General features: G+C 76.5%; 15 protein-coding genes. 11 read left to right on the top strand and 4 right to left on the bottom strand.

The window, feature by feature from the left end; genetic code table 11:
• Positions 1-77 precede the first annotated feature (77 nt).
• Genes AB2L28_RS06035 through AB2L28_RS06045 form a run of 3 tightly spaced genes read left to right on the top strand, consistent with a single transcriptional unit; the run spans position 78 to position 3291 of the window.
• Entirely contained in the window at positions 78-989 is a 912-nt protein-coding gene (locus tag AB2L28_RS06035) for a WcbI family polysaccharide biosynthesis putative acetyltransferase (protein ID WP_370717822.1), read from the top strand.
• On the top strand, positions 986-2011 hold the full coding sequence (locus AB2L28_RS06040) for a glycosyltransferase family protein (RefSeq protein WP_370717823.1): 1026 nt from the start codon (positions 986-988) through the stop codon (positions 2009-2011). The genes AB2L28_RS06035 and AB2L28_RS06040 overlap by 4 nt, the downstream gene beginning before the upstream one ends.
• Positions 2008-3291, top strand: coding sequence for a glycosyltransferase (locus AB2L28_RS06045; RefSeq protein WP_370717824.1), 1284 nt, complete (start codon positions 2008-2010; stop codon positions 3289-3291). Before AB2L28_RS06040 ends, AB2L28_RS06045 begins: the two co-directional genes overlap by 4 nt.
• On the opposite strand, the gene AB2L28_RS06050 is transcribed toward AB2L28_RS06045, so the two are convergent.
• From AB2L28_RS06050 to AB2L28_RS06065, 4 genes are all read right to left on the bottom strand, one after another.
• The gene (locus AB2L28_RS06050; protein ID WP_370717825.1) at positions 3234-4109 is read right to left on the bottom strand and encodes an FkbM family methyltransferase; all 876 of its coding nucleotides are present in this window, start codon (positions 4107-4109) and stop codon (positions 3234-3236) included. The genes AB2L28_RS06045 and AB2L28_RS06050 overlap by 58 nt on opposite strands.
• A gap of 114 nt (positions 4110-4223) precedes the next feature.
• Positions 4224-5348: a TolB-like translocation protein gene (locus AB2L28_RS06055; RefSeq protein ID WP_370717826.1), complete on the bottom strand. Its 1125-nt coding sequence runs from the start codon at positions 5346-5348 to the stop codon at positions 4224-4226.
• Between the two features lie 145 nt (positions 5349-5493).
• Positions 5494-6504, bottom strand: a complete 1011-nt coding sequence (locus tag AB2L28_RS06060) for a lactonase family protein (protein ID WP_370717827.1) — start codon at positions 6502-6504, stop codon at positions 5494-5496.
• A gap of 56 nt (positions 6505-6560) precedes the next feature.
• A complete protein-coding gene (locus tag AB2L28_RS06065; RefSeq protein ID WP_370717828.1) occupies positions 6561-6941 on the bottom strand; it encodes an ArsR/SmtB family transcription factor in 381 nt (126 codons plus the stop codon).
• Between the two features lie 94 nt (positions 6942-7035).
• Here AB2L28_RS06065 and AB2L28_RS06070 point away from each other — a divergent pair, with 94 nt between their 5' ends.
• The 8 genes from AB2L28_RS06070 to AB2L28_RS06105 are packed head-to-tail and all read left to right on the top strand — an operon-like array spanning position 7036 to position 15110.
• On the top strand, positions 7036-7386 hold the full coding sequence (locus tag AB2L28_RS06070; RefSeq protein WP_370717829.1) for an NADH-quinone oxidoreductase subunit A: 351 nt from the start codon (positions 7036-7038) through the stop codon (positions 7384-7386).
• Entirely contained in the window at positions 7377-8522 is a 1146-nt protein-coding gene (locus AB2L28_RS06075) for a hypothetical protein (RefSeq protein WP_370717830.1), read from the top strand. Before AB2L28_RS06070 ends, AB2L28_RS06075 begins: the two co-directional genes overlap by 10 nt.
• Positions 8515-9423: a complex I subunit 1 family protein gene (locus AB2L28_RS06080; protein WP_370717831.1), complete on the top strand. Its 909-nt coding sequence runs from the start codon at positions 8515-8517 to the stop codon at positions 9421-9423. The genes AB2L28_RS06075 and AB2L28_RS06080 overlap by 8 nt, the downstream gene beginning before the upstream one ends.
• A gap of 4 nt (positions 9424-9427) precedes the next feature.
• Positions 9428-10003: an NADH-quinone oxidoreductase subunit J gene (locus AB2L28_RS06085; RefSeq protein ID WP_370717832.1), complete on the top strand. Its 576-nt coding sequence runs from the start codon at positions 9428-9430 to the stop codon at positions 10001-10003.
• Entirely contained in the window at positions 10000-10302 is a 303-nt protein-coding gene (locus AB2L28_RS06090; protein ID WP_370717833.1) for an NADH-quinone oxidoreductase subunit NuoK, read from the top strand. Before AB2L28_RS06085 ends, AB2L28_RS06090 begins: the two co-directional genes overlap by 4 nt.
• Positions 10299-12188 carry a proton-conducting transporter transmembrane domain-containing protein gene (locus AB2L28_RS06095; RefSeq protein WP_370717834.1) on the top strand — a complete coding sequence of 630 codons (1890 nt, stop codon included), beginning with the start codon at positions 10299-10301 and terminating at the stop codon, positions 12186-12188. The genes AB2L28_RS06090 and AB2L28_RS06095 overlap by 4 nt, the downstream gene beginning before the upstream one ends.
• Positions 12189-12190: 2 nt before the next feature.
• Entirely contained in the window at positions 12191-13678 is a 1488-nt protein-coding gene (locus AB2L28_RS06100; protein WP_370717866.1) for a complex I subunit 4 family protein, read from the top strand.
• A gap of 7 nt (positions 13679-13685) precedes the next feature.
• Positions 13686-15110, top strand: a complete 1425-nt coding sequence (locus AB2L28_RS06105) for an NADH-quinone oxidoreductase subunit N (RefSeq protein ID WP_370717835.1) — start codon at positions 13686-13688, stop codon at positions 15108-15110.
• Positions 15111-15314: the final 204 nt, after the last annotated feature.

The raw sequence follows: 15314 nt of genomic DNA on the forward strand, positions 1-15314 counted from the left end.
ATGCAAGCACGTCCCGGACGGGTGCGCGTGCGCTGGCTCCCCCGGTGCACCCGCACGGAGCCCCCTAGGGTGCGGCTGTGACCGGACGGCAACAGCACTACGCCCACTTCTTCGGCCTCGAGCCGCTGTCGTCGCCGGAGCGGGACGGGCGTCCCCTGGTCCTCGTCCACGGCAACTGCCAGGCCGAGTCGCTGCGGGTGCTGCTCGCCGGCGACGGGTCGACCCCCGTGCGGACCGTCCGGGTCCCGCCCGTCCACGAGCTCACCGCGCAGGACCTGCCCCGGTTGCAGCGCGTCCTCGACGAGGTCGACGTGCTCGTCTCCCAGCCCGTGCGCGAGGGGTACCGCGACCTGCCGCTGGGGACCGCCGAGCTCCTCGGCCGTGCCCCGCGCCGGCCGCGGCTGGTGGTGGTCCCGGTGCTGCGGTGGGCTGCGCTGCACCCGTTCCAGGTCATCGTGCGCTCCCCCGGAGCCGGGGAGCCGCCCGTCGTGCCGTACCACGACCTGCGCACCCTGACCGTGGCCGCGGGCCGCCCGGAGCTGCCCGCGGTGCCCTCGGCGCGGGCCGTGCGAGCCGTGCGGGACCTGTCGGCGCGCGAGCTGGTCGCGCGGCAGGAGCGGCACGGCGCGCTGCCCGTCGTCGACCTGTTCGAGGCCGCGGGGGCCGAGGCCACCCGCACGGTCAACCACCCCGGGAACCCCGTCCTGCGCGGTCTGGCCGAGCGGGTCCTCGCGGCGGCCGGGCTGGTGGGCGAGGTCGCCGACCCCGGGCGGACGTTGCTCGACAGCGTCCACGCCCCCGTGCTGCCGGAGGTGCTCGACGCGCTGGGCATCCCCGGCCCGGGGCGGCCGGACTGGCGCGTGCACGGCCGGGTGAGGAGCGAGGCCGACGTCCGCGCGGCGCACCTGCGCTGGTACGCCGAGCACCCCGGCGTCGCCGAGGCGGGGCTCGCCCGGCACGCCGAGGCCGCGGCGGAGCTGGCCGCGTGAGCCCGTCGCCCGCGCGCGCCGTCGTCCAGCTGGTCGTCGGCCCGGCCGAGCACGGGGTCGCGGCCGCGGCCCTGGCCCAGTGGGACGTGCTGCGGCACGAGGTGGGCACGCACCTCGTCCGCGCCCCCGCCCGGCCGGGGGCCGACGGGCTCGCCGCGGCGCTGGCGGGGGCCCCCGCGGGCGTCGTCCACGTCCACGTCACCGACCGGCTCCTCGGCCGGTCCCCGGAGGAGGCCGCCGACGTGCTCGTCGCCCTGGCCGCCGGCCGCGACCTCGTCGTGTCGCTGCACGACCTCCCGCAGGTCAGCGACGGCGCCCGGAACCTGCCCCGCCGCAGCGCGGCCTACCGGCGGGTGGCGCAGGCGGCCCGGCACGTCGTCGTGGCGAGCCGGCACGAGGAGCGCCTGCTGCGCGCGTGCGGGGCGGACGTCGCCTGCACCGTCGTGCCGCTGCCCGTCCCCGACCTGACCGGCACCCCCGCCGCGGCACCGGGGACGCCGCTGCGCACGGTGGCGGTCCTGGGCTACCTGTACCCCGGCAAGGGCCACGAGCAGGTGCTGGCGGCCCTGGACGCGCTGCCGCCGGGGGTCGGGCTCACCGCGGTCGGGCGGCCCTCGGACGGGCACGAGGACCTCCTCGCCTCCCTCGCCGCGCAGGCGCGGGCCGTGGGCCGCACGTGCGAGGTCACCGGCTACGTCCCCGACGCCGACCTGCCGGCGCTGCTGCGTTCACCGGTGCTGCCGGTCGCCCCGCACGAGCACCTGTCCGCCTCGGGGTCGATCAACGCGTGGACGGGCGCCGGGCGCCGGCCCCTGGTGCCCCGCAGCGACTACGTCACCGAGTTGGAGGACCGCTCACCCGGCGCCCTGCTGGTCTACGAACCCGGCGGCCTCGCGGACGCCCTCGCCCGCGCCTGGGCGCAGCCGGACCTCACCTGGGCGCGGCCGGGGACGGCGCCGGGGCCCACGGTCGCCGACACGGTCGCCCTGCTCCGTCCCGTCCTGGCCGGGGTCCCGGCGTGATCGTCCCGCTCGTGTCGGTGGTGGTGCCGCACTACGAGGGGCCGCACGACCTCGCGCTCGTCCTGGCCGCGCTGGAGCTGCAGGACCACCCCCTGGACCGGCTCGAGGTGCTCGTGGCCGACGACGGTTCCCGGCAGGCGCCCGACCCCGGGCCGCGGCCCTACCCGGTGCGCGTCCTGCGGCAGGCCGACGAGGGGTTCCGCGCGGCCGCCGCCCGCAACCTCGGCGCGGCCGCAGCCGGGGGCGAGGTCCTGTGCTTCCTGGACGCCGACACCGTGCCCGAACCCGGCTACGTCTCCGCCGTCGTGCGTGCCGTCGTGGCCGGTGCGGACCTCGTCGTCGGCCGCCGCCGGCACGCCGACCTGTCCGCCACCACCCCGGACGGGCTGCGCCGCTGGTTCACCGGCGACGGACCGGCCCCCCGCGAGTTCGACGAACCGGCCTGGTTGCGGGAGGCGTACGAGCGGACCGCCGACCTCGCCGACGCCGGGGACGACGCCTACCGGTTCGTCATCTCGGCCGTCCTGTCGACCACCCGCCGCCTGTTCGAGGACACCGGGGGTTTCGAGGAGGCGTTCAGCGCCTACGGCGGGGAGGACTGGGAGTTCGCGCACCGCTGCTGGTTGCGCGGGGCGCGGTTCCGGCACGTCCGGGACGCGGTGGCCTGGCACGACGGGCCCGACTTCGCCGGGCGCACCGAGGACGCGCAGGCCCGCCTGTCCCGCAACGTCGAGGGCCTGACGCTGGCCCGTTTCGTGCCGGGCCGCGCCACCCGTGGCGACCAGCTCGTGTGGGCCCACCCCGACGTCGTCGTCCGCCTGCGGGACACCGGTGCCGCGGTGGCCGACGTCGTGGCCTGCGTGCGGTCCCTGCTGGCCGGTGCCGACGCCGGTGTGTGGCTGCGCGACGGCGCGGCGCTCGCCGTGCTGGAGGACCCGCGCGTGCACCGCGGGGAACCCCCGGCGGCGGTGCTGGGCCGGGCCCGCTACCGCGTGGACCTGGACCGCCCCGTGGAGCTGGTGGGCGCGACGCTCACCGACCTCGCCGAGGTGGCGCCCGTCCGGGTCGGGGAGCACCTGAGCGTCCGGCGGACCCGGGACCTGCACCGCGGTGGACCCGACGTCGCCGTCCTGCAGGTCCCGGGCGTCAGCGCCGAACCGGCGCCGGGCGTCGACCTGCAACGCCGCTGGGGGCACGAGGACCACCAGCGGCGGCCGCGGTTTCAGCGGTCGCTGCGCACACCGTTCGTCGCCACGGAACGGCCCACCGCCGCGCCGTAGGCGGGCAGCACCTCGGCGTCGACCGCACCGCCGTCGACGAGCTGGGCCAGGCACCGCACGGCGAGGTCGTGGGAACCGTAGACGTGGTGGGCCAGCAGCGCGAGGTGCTTGAGCTGCTCGGCGTCGAGCTCGTGCAGGCGGGCGAAGTCCTTGACGTAGGCGACGTCGGCCTCGATGGCCTGCTGGTGGGTGCTGAAGATGTTCCCGTCGAACACCCCCGGCGCGATGGGCCACTTCTTCAGCGCCGCGAACGTGTGCAGGACGAAACCCTGTGCGCGCAGTTCCGCGTCGACCTCGCCGAACAGCGGCTGGTCGCGGTACAGCGGCACGAACGACATCTCGGTGTGCACCGCGACCGCGTCCGCCAGCGTCCGCCGGCCGTTGCGGAAGATCGTCAGCTCCGAGCCCTGCACGTCGATCTTCAGCAGGTCCAGGGGGCCGAGTTCGGCGATGTCGTCCAGCCGGGTCGTGGCGATGGTGCTGCGCTGCAGCACGTCCCCGTAGCGGGCGAACTCGTTGAGGGTCGAGAGCCGTTCCACGTCGGGTTCGAGCAGGCTGGTCATGCCGCCCATCCACGTGACCTTGAGCTCGTGCTCACCGCCGTCCCCGACGGCGTTCGGCAGGTAGCGCTCGTTCGGGCCGGCGGCGGTGAGGAGTTCGGCGAGGGCCTCGGGTTGCGGTTCGAAACCCGTGACGGTGCACAGACCGTCCCGCAGCATCGGCCCGTAGGGCGGGTCACCGTCGATGGGGTTGGCGCCGATGTCGACGACCGCCGTGAGCCGTGCGGTGTCCAGCAGGTCGACCCAGGCCTCGGCCACGTGCTCCTCGTTCCGTCGGTTCCCTCGTCGGGGACCGGGTTCGTCCGCGGCCCTCCCCGCGGAGCATGTCAGCCCCGCGGTGCGGCGGCACCAGGGGGGAGGTGCGCCGGCCCCTCAGCGCCGGGGTCGCAGCCTGCGTTCCAGGCGGGGGGCGTCGGAGGGCCAGGAGGCCACCGCCGCCTCGAACGTCGCGGCCCGGCCGCGGCCGGTGAGCACCGTGGCGGCGGACCCGTCCAGCGGCTGGCGCCACACCTGCACGTCCTGCACGGCACCGTCGGCCGACGGCAGCGACCGGCCCGCCACGAGCACCGAGACGCGGTCGGTGGAGGCGGTGAGCGCCTCGACGAACTCCGGCGGCTCGGCCAGGTCCCGGACGGGAGCGCCGGAGCGGTCGACGACGCTGAGCGTGCGCTCGTCCGGCGTGGTGCGCACGACGGCGAGGTCGGTGCCGTCGCCGACGAACACGGGGTGGGTCTCCCCCGCCCCGGGGGTCAGGACCTGCCGGGCGGTGCGGGTGGGCACGTCGACGAGCACGACGTCCCCGCCGTCGGCCGTGGCGCGGTGGGTGAGCAGGGTCGTGGAGTCCGGGGAGAACGACAGCCCCGTGGTGCCCCCGGCGCCGGGCACCACGGTCTGCCGGCCCGTGGCCACGTCCGCGACGACGAGGCGGGTGCCCGCCGCGCCGCACACGTCGTCACCGCGTTCGCGCCACGCGGCGCTCGCCCCGTCCGGGGACAGCTCCAGCTCGTCGGCCGTAGGCGCGACCGTCCCCAGCGTGCGCGTCGCGCCGTCGACCCCGCGCAGCACGAGGTCCGGGCGCCGCAACCGGTCGGCGGCCGAGCAGTCGGTGGGCGCCCAGGCGCTGCGGTGGAACCAGGCGAGGGTCCCCTCCTGGCTCCAGGCCAGGGAGCGGGAGTCCCCCTCGCCGTCGACCCGGGTCCGGCCGGACCCGTCGGCGGCGGCGACCTGGACGTGACCCAGGTCGTCCGCCCCGTAGGCGATCCAGGCGATGCGGGAGCCGTCCGGCGACCAGCTCGCGTCGTGGGTGAGCCCGTCGGCCACGCGCCACCGCCGGCCGGTGCCGGTGTCGACGACGTCGAGCCCGTCGACGCCGGCGGCCGAGACGCCCGTGTGGGCCAGCAACGGCCCGGGGCGGTCCTGGGCCGACGCCGGCCCGGCCGTCACGACGAGGGAGGTGGACAGCACGACGACGCCCAGCGTCGCCCCGAACGCACGCACGATGAAACCCCCCGGTCCGTGGCCGCCCCCGCGACCGGTCCCCATCTGAGCAGGTCCGAGACCCCGCCGGGGGGACGTGGGCGGGGGGACGCCCGGCGTGGCGGGGTACGGCGTGGTCGGCGGGGCACGGCGGGGCACGGGCCGTTCAGGGCAGGGGCAGCACGCAGGACGGCGACCCGAGCTCGACGACCGACCGGTCGACCACGGTCAGGTCGTCGTCGAGGGCGAGGTGGACGACCTGGTCGGAGTCCTGCGCGGCGACGTAGAGGTGGCGGCCGACCGCGACGACGTGCCGCGGGTTCACCGCCCCGATCGCGACGTCCCGCACGGGACGGGCGACCCCGCCGACGACCTCGTGCAGCGTGAGCACCTCGGCGCGGCGGTTGGCGACGACCAGGCCCCACGGGGTGCGGCAGACCTCCGAGGGGTACGTGCGCGCGCCGACGGGCACGGCGAGGGCGGGCTCGCGGACCGGGTCGGCCAGCAGCCCGTCCCGCACGGCGAGGGAGGTCACCGTGGCGTCGAGCTCACCGGCGACGACGAACCGGTCCCCCTCGGGGCCGGGCACCACGACCCCGTGCCGGGGGCCGGTCCCCGGGGCCAGCGGCACGACCTGGACGGGCTCGGCGGACAACCCGCCCGTCGTGACGTCGTGCACCCGGACCTCGTCGGTGCCGAGGTCGAGCACCGCGACGCGCCCTCCGGGCAGGACGGTGGTCGAGTGCGGGTGGGAGGCCTCCTGACGGTCGGCGTCCGGCCCTGAGCCGTTGCCGTGCAGCGTCTGCCGCAGCGCTGAGACGACCCCGCCGGACAGTTCCACGACACCGACGCCGCCCGCGTAGTTCGCCGCGAGGAGGAACCCCGGGACGAGGCGGAGGTGGCAGGGGGAGGACCCCCCGCTGGGTGCCTGCGCCAGCCGTCGCCACCCGTGCGCGTCCACGCGCCAGGTGGTGACGAACCCGTCGTCGACCTCGTGCGCGACGTGGACCGTGCCGGCCGCCCCGGCGACGAGGAAGGCCGGCGACGGCACGTCGGCGGTGGCCCCCACCGCACCGAGCCGGCCCGTCAGCGGGTCCCGGTCGACGAGCGCGAGACCGGCTCCGCGCCCACCGGTGGCGGCGGTGAAGGAACCGACGGCGAGCACCTGGGCGTCCACGTCCCGATCACACCACGGGACCCGGTGGCGCCGCGGGTCCCGGTGCGACCCGCCGGTCAGTCGTCCTGCCCGTCGTCCTCCCCCGTCGCCGCCAGGGCGCTGAGGTGGCGCAGGCAGTGCTCGAGCAGCGGTTCGGGGAAACCGTCGGCGAGCCGGTAGAACACGACCCGCCCCGCCTTGCGCCGGCTGACCAGGCCGGCCGTGCGCAGCACCCGCAGGGCGTACCCGGCGGCGTCCTCGGTGATCCCCAGGGCCAGGGCGGTGTCCCCCACGCACAGCTCCTCGACCACGTCGAGGGCGTGCAGCACGCGGGCGCGGGTGGGGTCGGCGAGGAGGGCGAGGATCGCGGTCGACCGCTCCACGTCCGCGGCGCCGGGAACCCGTTCCCGGGCGCGGCGCACGCGCTCGGCGTCGACGGGGTGGGGGTGGTCGGCCACGCACGGCATGCAACCACCGCTCCCGATTGCCCGCACGCCCGTACGGGTGTGGGATCGCGCTGGTCGACGGTTCGGGGAGGGAGGTGGGACGGGCATGGGGCCCTTCGCCGGTCTGCTGGGGGTCCTGGCCGCCGCCGTCCTCCTCGTGGGGGCGGTCTTCGCGGTGGCGCGGGTGAGCGCCGTGGCGCCGGACCCGGTGCGCAGCCTGCCCTTCCTGTCCGGGCACGACCCGGCCGAGCACGCCCTGTCCCGCTTCCACGTGCGCTGGTACCCGGTGACGCTGCTGTTCCTCGCCTTCGACGTGGAGATGCTCTTCATGTACCCGTGGGCGGTCGTCGTGGCCCGGGTGGGCGTCGGCGCCGTGGTCGAGATGTTCGTGTTCCTCGGCGTGCTGCTCGCCGGGGTCGTGTGGGCCTGGCGCGAAGGAGCCCTGCGGTGGGTGTGAGGCGACTGCTGGGCCGGTGGGCCGTCCGCCGCTGCCACGTCCTCGTGGTCGAGGTGCCGGGGGCGGCGGAGGTCCGGGTGGCGGTGCAGGCGGAGGTGGCGCGGCGGTCGTGGGTCGAGGCCACCTCGCCGGCCGACGCGGACGTCCTGGTGGTCTGCGGGGACCCCGGGCCCCGGGTGCGGGCCGTGGTGGCGAACGTGTGGGACCGGGTGCCCGGACCGCGGACCCGCGTCGACGCGCTCACCGCGCAGGACGTGGCCCCCGCCCTGGACGCCGCGGTCCTGGCGCTCCTGGACGACGCGGCGCAGCGGGCCGACGCGGCGTCGCGCCCGGGCCCGCAGCAGGACGCCGAGGGTCCCGAGACGGACGCGGACGGGGACATGGACGGGGACATGGGCGGGGACATGGACATGGACATGGACATGGCCGGGCCCGGCGGGATCCCCCTGGCCGGCGGCGGGGACGACCGCGACGGCCTGGAGATGGACGTCCTGCACGTCCGCCTGGGGCCGGTCCTGCCGCACTGGCCCGCCGGTCTGGTGCTGGACTGCGCGCTGCAGGGGGACGTCGTCGTCCACGCCACGGCCGAACTCCTGGAACCGGCGCGGGTGGACGTGGGGTCAGACGAGGGGTCGGGCGGGGCGCCCGCCCGCCGGGACGCCCGCCGTGCGGTGGTGCTGGCCCGGTGCGACGCGGTCGCCCGCCTGCTCGCCGTCGCCGGGTGGGACGCGGCCGCCGCCGAGGCGGGCCGGTTGCGGGACGCGGCCCTGGCGGGTGCGGCTCTGAACGACTGCGCCGCAGGCGTCTCCCGGCTCCGCCGCCGGGTCACCCGGTCCCGGGCGCTGCGGTGGACGGTGCGGGGACTGCGCACCGCCACCCGCTCGCCGGACGGGACGGGGGCCGAGGAGCTGGACCTGGTGGACCGGCTGCACGGGTGGCTGGACGACGCCCTCGTCGCGGCGCGGGCGGACGACGGGTCCAGCGGGACCCCCCTCGGACCGCAGGGCGTTCCCCCGACCGCGCTGCCGGCCCTGGTGACCGGGCTGGACTTGGGGTCGGTGCGCCTGGTGGTGGCCGGCACCGACGTCGTGGCGGACCTGGCCGCCGCCGGGTCCGGGAGGTCCACCGGTGCCTGAGGTCGTGGCGGTCCCGCCCGGCTGGGCCGTCCTGGCGGTGCTGCTGGTGGCGCTCGCCGGGTGGTGGTCGGCCAGCCTGGACGCCCGCGTGAGCGGCGGCGGCTGGTCGGCGCCGGTCGCCGAGGTCGCCCGGTTGCTGCGCCAGCGGCGACGGACCCTGCTGGCCGCCGACCGGCTGCTGTGGCGGCTGGGCGGCGGGGGCCTGCTGGTCGTGGCGCTGCTGATGGTGGCGGTGGTCCCGCTGGGCCGGTGGACCCTGGCCGACCTCGGCGTGGGCGTCGTGTGGTTCAACGCGATGGACGTCCTCGTCTGGGCGCTGGTGTGGATGGCCGGCTGGGGCCCGAACAGCGCGCACGCCCTCGTGGGCGGGTACCGGTTCCTGGCGCAGGCCATGGCGTACGAACTGCCGCTGATGTTCGCGCTGACCGCCCCGGCGGTCGCCGCCGGCAGCCTGCGGCTCGGGGACGTCGTCGCCGCCCAGCAGGAGTCGTGGTTCGTCCTCCGGATGCCCGTCGCCTTCGCGGTGTTCTGCACCTGCGTCGTCGCCTTCTCGGTGCGGGGGCCGTTCGCGGCGGCGGCCGGGACCGACATCGCCGGCGGGGTGCTGGCCGAGGTGTCGGGCGTGGACCGGCTGCTGCTGCTGGCCGGTCGCCACGCGCTGCTGGTCGCCGGTTCCGCGTTCGCCGTGGTGGCGTTCCTCGGCGGCGGCGCCGGGCCCTGGCTGCCGGGCTGGGTGTGGACGCTCGTCAAGACGTTCGCCCTGGTCTCGGTGCTCGTCGTCGCCGGTCGGCGCCTGCCCTCGCTGCGCCCGGACCGGCTGGTGGAGGTGGGCTGGGTCGTGCTCCTGCCGCTGACCCTGCTGCAACTGCTCGTGGTGTCCGTCGTCGTGGTCGTGGGGTGAGGGGATGACAGGGACCTGGTGGGAAGCGGTCCTGTTCTGGAGCCTGGGGGCGGTCGCGGTCGCCGCCGGGTGGGCGGTGTTCCGCACCGACTCGATGGCGCGCGCGACGTACGCGCTGGCCGCCTCGTTCGTGGCGGTCGGGGCGCAGGTGCTCCTGCTGCACCTGGACTACGTCGGGGTCGTCACGGTGCTGATGATGGTGATGGAGATGGCCGTCATGGCCGTCTACATGGTGATGTTCATGGGCATGAACCCGGCGCTGATGCCCATGAGCATGGTGCACTCGCGCAGGACGTCGATCGGGCTGGCGGTCGGGACCTTCCTGGTCCTGGGCGGCGGTGCGCTGCTCGTGCCGTGGCCGACGCGACGGGGTTCCCCGGCCCCCGACCTGACCGCCTCCCTGGGCGAGGCGGTCATGGGGTCGAAGATGCTCGTGATGCTCGTCGTCAGCCCCGTGCTGTTCGCCACCATCGTCTCGGCGCTGGTCCTGGCGTTGCCGCGCAGCCGGTACGACCGCCTCGGGGCCGACCTGCGGCGCCGGCCGGCGGACGACCCGCAACCGGGCGGGGTGGGGCGGTGACGTTGCAGGCCGTCCTGGTGGTGGCCGCGGCGCTGTTCTCGGTGGGCCTGTACGGGGCCGTCTCCCAGCAGGTCGTCGTCATGGTGATGATGGGCCTGGAACTCATGGTCAACGCGGTGGTCCTGGCCGCGGCCGGCCTGTGGTGGTTCCTGGCCCCCACGCCGGACGGCCACGTGCTCCTGCTGGTGGTCCTGGCCGCCATGACCGTCGAGATGGCGATGGGTTTCGCCGTGGCCACCGTCCTGCACCGGTCCCGCGGTGCGGACACGACCGACTCGACGACGGACCTGAACCGGTGAGCGGCGGGTGGGTCCTGTGGGCGCTGGTCCTGCTGCCCGCCGCCGCCGGGGCCGGGCTGTGCCTGACCGGGGCGTTTCCCGCCCGTCCCCCGCGGGGCCGCCGGTGGGCGTCCGGGGTGGCGGTCCTCGTCCTGGTCGTGGAGTGCGTCCTGGCCGGCCTGGCCGTGGCCGGCCGGCCCGCGGTCTCGGCCCCCTTCCTGCCGTTCGCCCGGTTCGAGCTCGCCGTCGACGGGCTCGCCGCGTTCGTCCTGCCCGTCGTGACCGGCACCGCGCTCCTGGTCCTCGTCTTCGCGGTCGCCGACGTGCGGGAGTCCCGGGACCGGTTCAGCGGGTTGCTGCTGCTGTTCGTGGCCGCCGTGGTCTGCACGGTGACGGCCGCGACGTTGCCGGCGCTGCTGCTGGCGTGGGAGGTGATGGGGGCGACGTCGTTCGCGCTCATCGGTTTCGCCTGGTGGCACCGGGACCGGGTGGGCGCCGGGGTGGTGGCCTTCTGCACCACCCGGCTGGCCGACCTGGGCCTGTACGTCGCCGCCGGTGCGCTCGCGGCCGCGGGCACGGGGTGGCGGCTGGACGACCTGGCGGCGACCGGCCCGGGGTGGCGGGACGTGGTGGCCGCCGGGGTCCTCCTCGCGGCGCTGGGCAAGGCGGCGCAACTGCCGTTCTCGTCGTGGTTGTCGCGGGCGATGGTCGGCCCCAGCCCGGTCAGCGCGCTGCTGCACTCGGCGGCCATGGTCGCCATGGGCGGCTACCTGCTGCTGCGGGTGCAACCGCTGCTGGCCGCGACGGGCTGGGCGGCGACGACGGCCGCGTGGTGCGGTGCGGGCACCGCCGTGGTGCTCGGCGTGGTGGCCCTGGCGCAGCGGGACCTCAAGCAGTTGCTGGCGGCCTCCACGGCCGCCCAGCTCGGGTTCGTCGTCCTGGCCGCCGGTGTCGGCGCGGTCGCCGGGGGTGCGGCGCAGCTGGCCGCGCACGCCGCGGTGAAGGCGCTGCTGTTCCTGGCCGCGGGCGCCTGGCTGTCCGCGCTGGGCACCCGGCGGTTGTCCGCGCTGCGGGGGGTGGCGCGCCGCTGGCCCGTGGTCGGGGTCTGCGCGAGCCTCGCCGCGCTGGCGCTGGCCGGGGCGGCGCCGCTGTCGTTGTGGGTCACCAAGGACGCCGTGCTGGCCGCGGCCGCGCGGACCTCCGGGTGGTTGTCCGCGGCGGGGCTGCTCGCGGCGGTGCTGTCCGCCGGGTACGCGGGCAAGGTGCTGGTCGTGCTCTGGCGCCACGGGCCGGGCGAGGCGGCGACGCAGGACGCGGGGTTCGACACCGAGCGGACCGGGACCCGCCGCGTGGGAGGGGTCCGGACCCTGCCGCTGGTCCTCCTGACCGTCCCCGCCGCGCTGTTCGGGGTGGTGGGGCTGCCACCGGTGCGGGCCGGTCTGGACCGGTTGCTGGGGCGGGGTCCGGAACCGGCGCCGACGGGGTCCGAACTGCTCACCTCGGCCGTCCTGGCCGTCGCGGCGCTGCTCGGCGTCGTCCTGCTCGCCAGGTCCGGTCGCGGCGTCCCCGAACCCGCCTGGGCCCGGCAGTGGCTGGGCCTGGACCGGGTGACCCGGGCCGGTGCGGTGCGGCCGGTGGACGCCCTGGCCCGTGCGCTGGCCCACCTGGACGACCGGGTGCTGGCCCGCGGCGTCACCGGTGGCGCCGTGCTGGTGCTGCGGTCGGCGACCGCGCTGCGGCGGCTGGACGTCGGCGTCCTGGACGCCGGGGTCCGGCGCCTGGCGGTCGGGGTGCGCCGGCTGGGGGCCCTGGCCCGGCGGCCGCAGACCGGGCTGGTCCACCACTACTACGTCCAAGCCGTCGTGCTGCTGGCCGCCGGTGTCGTCCTGATCGTCCTCGTGGGGTGAGCGTGCTCTCCGTCGTCGTGTTCCTGCCGCTGGCCGTGGCGTGTCTCCTGGCGCTGGTCCGGGTGCCGGACGCCGCGGCGCGCTGGGGCTGGTTCGCGCTCAGCGTCGTCGAGGTCGGCCTGGTCGCCGGCCTGTGGTTCGGGGGTCCCCCCGCCCCGGCCGGGGGTCTGCGGTTCGAGCAGCGCGTGGACTGGATCCCGCTGGTCGGCAGCGGTTACCACGTCGGCCTGGACGGTCTGTCCTGGCCGCTGGTGGCCCTGACGGTCGTGGTGTTCGCCGCGTGCTCGGTGCACGCCCTGGGCGGCCGGGACCGTCCGCGCCAGCAGGCGGCGTTGTTCTGCTTCCTGCAGACGACGTGCCTGGGGGTCTTCGCCGCCCAGGACCTGCTGCTGTTCTTCGTGTTCTTCGACCTGTCCATCGTCGGGATGTACTTCGTCATCGCCGGCTGGGGTCACGGTGACGCGGCCCGCTCGGCGCTGCAGTTCTTCCTCTACACCTTCCTGGGGTCCCTGGCGCTGCTGGTGGGCTTCATCGGCCTGTACCTGGCCGCCACCCCGCACACCTTCGACATCGTCGAACTCGCCCGCTCGGCCCCGTTGCAGGGCAGCGGTTCGACCGGGCTGCTCGTCCTGGGGGCGGTGCTGCTCGGGCTGGCGGTCAAGACGCCGACGTTCCCGTTCCACACCTGGCTCCCGCCCGCGCACACCGACGCCCCCGCGGTGGGTTCGGCGGTGCTGGCCGGGGTGCTGCTGAAGATGGGCACCTACGGTTTCGTGCGGATCGCGATGCCGCTCCTGCCGGACGCGTGGCGGCAGTGGTCGTGGGTGGTCCTGGCCGTGGGGATTGTCTCGGTGCTGCACGGGGCGCTGGTGGCGCTGGCGCAGACGGACCTGAAACGGATGATCGCCTACACCTCGGTCAACCACATGGGGTACGTGGTCGTGGCCGTCGGCGCCGCCGGGGTGGTGGCCGGTTCCGCCGAGCAGGCCCGGCAGATCGCGGTCGTGGGCGCGGTGACGCAGATGGTCAGCCACGGCCTCATCACCGCCGCGCTGTTCCTGCTCGCCGGGGCGCTGCACGACCGGGCCGGGACCTACGACACGGGTTCGTTCGGGGGCCTGGCCCGGACCGCCCCGCGGTACGCGGCCCTGTTCGCGGTGGCGGCCTTCGCCTCCCTGGGCCTGCCGGGTTTCAGCGGGTTCATCGCCGAGTTCCAGGTGTTCACCGGCGCCATCGCCACCGCGCCGGTGGCGGCGGTGGCGGTGCTGGGGATCCTCGTGACGGCCGCGCTGTTCCTGCGGGCGCTGCAGCGCCTGTTCACCGGCCCGACCACCGGGCACTCGGTGCGGTTCCGCGACCTCGGGGCGAGCGAGCTGTGGTCGGCCGGGCCGCTGCTGGCGCTCGCCCTGGTCGTCGGGGTCTTCCCCGGCCCGCTGCTGGACACCGTCGCGCCGGCCGCGGCGAACGTCGTCGACCTGGTGAGCCGGTGATCCCGGCGTGAGCACCACCCACGAGGACCCGCTGGCCCTGCTGCCGGAGATCTTCCTGCTCGCCGGTGCCCTGCTCACCCTGCTCACCGGGTCGTTCCTGCCCCGGGACCGCCAGTGGGTCAGCCGCTCGGTGGCCGTGGTGGCCCTGGTGGGCAGCGCGACCGCCGCGGCCGTCGCCCTCGCCGGGCCGGCGCGCACGGTCTACACCTCGACCTACGCGGTGGACGGTGCCACCGGGGTGGTGCGGCTCGTCGTCGTCGCGGCCACCCTGCTCGTCATCGGCCTGGGGGTCCCGGAACTGTCCGGGACCGCGCGCGAGAGCGAGACGTGCAGCCTGCTGCTGCTGTCCGCGCTGGGCACCGTCGTGCTGGCCGGCGCGAGCGACCTGCTGGTCCTGGCCGTGGCGTTCCTGCTCGCCTCGATCCCGCTGTACGGCCTCATCGGCGCGTCGCGCTCGTCCGCCGCCGCCGAGGCCGTCGTGAAGACGTACCTGCTGGGGGCGCTGACCAACGTCCTGCTGCTGCTGGGGGTCGCGGTGCTCGCCGCGCTGGGCTCGACGACGGTCTACGCGCGGCTCGGCACCGGCCTGGGCGGTTCCCCCGCGGCCGCCGTCGCCGTCGGCGTCGTGGCGGTGCTGGCGGGGCTGCTGTTCGAGGCGGGTGCGGTCCCGGTGCACTCCTGGGTGCCCGACGCCGCCCAGGGCGCGTCGGCGACCGCCGCCGCGTTCGCCACCACGGTGCCCAAGGTCGGCGCCCTCGTGGCGCTCTACCGGCTGGTCGACGCGCTCCCCGGCACCGGCCCGGGGGCCCTGGACTGGCGGCTGCTGGTCGCGGTGCTGGCGGCGCTCAGCATGACGCTGGGGAACCTGGCCGCCCTCGGCCAGGACGACCCCCGACGGCTGCTGGGCTGGTCGACGGTCAGCCAGGTCGGGTACCTGCTGATGCCCGTCGCGGTGGCCGGGCGCGCCGCGGAGGCGTTGCCGGCCCTGCTGCTGTACCTGGCCGGCTACACCGTCACCAACGCCGGCGCGTTCGCGGTCACCGCCGCGCTGCCGCAGCGGCGGACGCTGGGGTCCTACCGCGGTCTGGCCCGGCGGCACCCGGCGCTGGCCGGTGCGCTGCTGGTGTGCCTGCTGAGCCTCGTCGGGACTCCCCCCACGGCGGTGTTCGCCGGGAAGGTGGCCGTGTTCAGCGCCGCCTGGGACGGGGGCCTGGCCTGGTTGGTCGTCGTCGCGGCCGTGAACACCGTCCTCAGCCTCGTCTACCACCTGCGCTGGATCGCCCCGGTCTTCGGCGCCGGTGGCACCGCCGAGGAGGGGGCCGGTCCCCGCTGGGGTGCGGTCCCGGCGCTCGGTGCCGGGGTCGGCGTCCTCGCCGTGGGGATCGCCGCCGTCCCGCTGGCCGGGCTCGTCGGGCCGGCGCTCGCGCGGTGAGCGTGGTGGGGGAGGCAACACCCCGCCGACCCCGCCGACCCCGCCGACCCGGTGGAACGGGTTCGCCCCACCGGGAGGAGTCCTTGTCCACCACCCGGGAAACCGCTTACCCTCACCCCGTCGGCAGGGCGGCCGGAAGACGTCCACCGACGCGCCCCGCGCGAGTCAGCGCTCCCGCCACCCGCCCCCCGGAGTCCCCGTGCC

This window comes from Kineococcus mangrovi, from assembly GCF_041320705.1.
GTDB classification, from domain to species: domain Bacteria; phylum Actinomycetota; class Actinomycetes; order Actinomycetales; family Kineococcaceae; genus Kineococcus; species Kineococcus mangrovi.

Coding starts and splice junctions, on each gene's coding strand:
- AB2L28_RS06085 (WP_370717832.1), top strand. CDS start 9,428: ATGACAGGGACCTGGTGGGAAGCGGTCCTGTTCTGGAGCCTGGGGGCG.
- AB2L28_RS06070 (WP_370717829.1), top strand. CDS start 7,036: ATGGGGCCCTTCGCCGGTCTGCTGGGGGTCCTGGCCGCCGCCGTCCTC.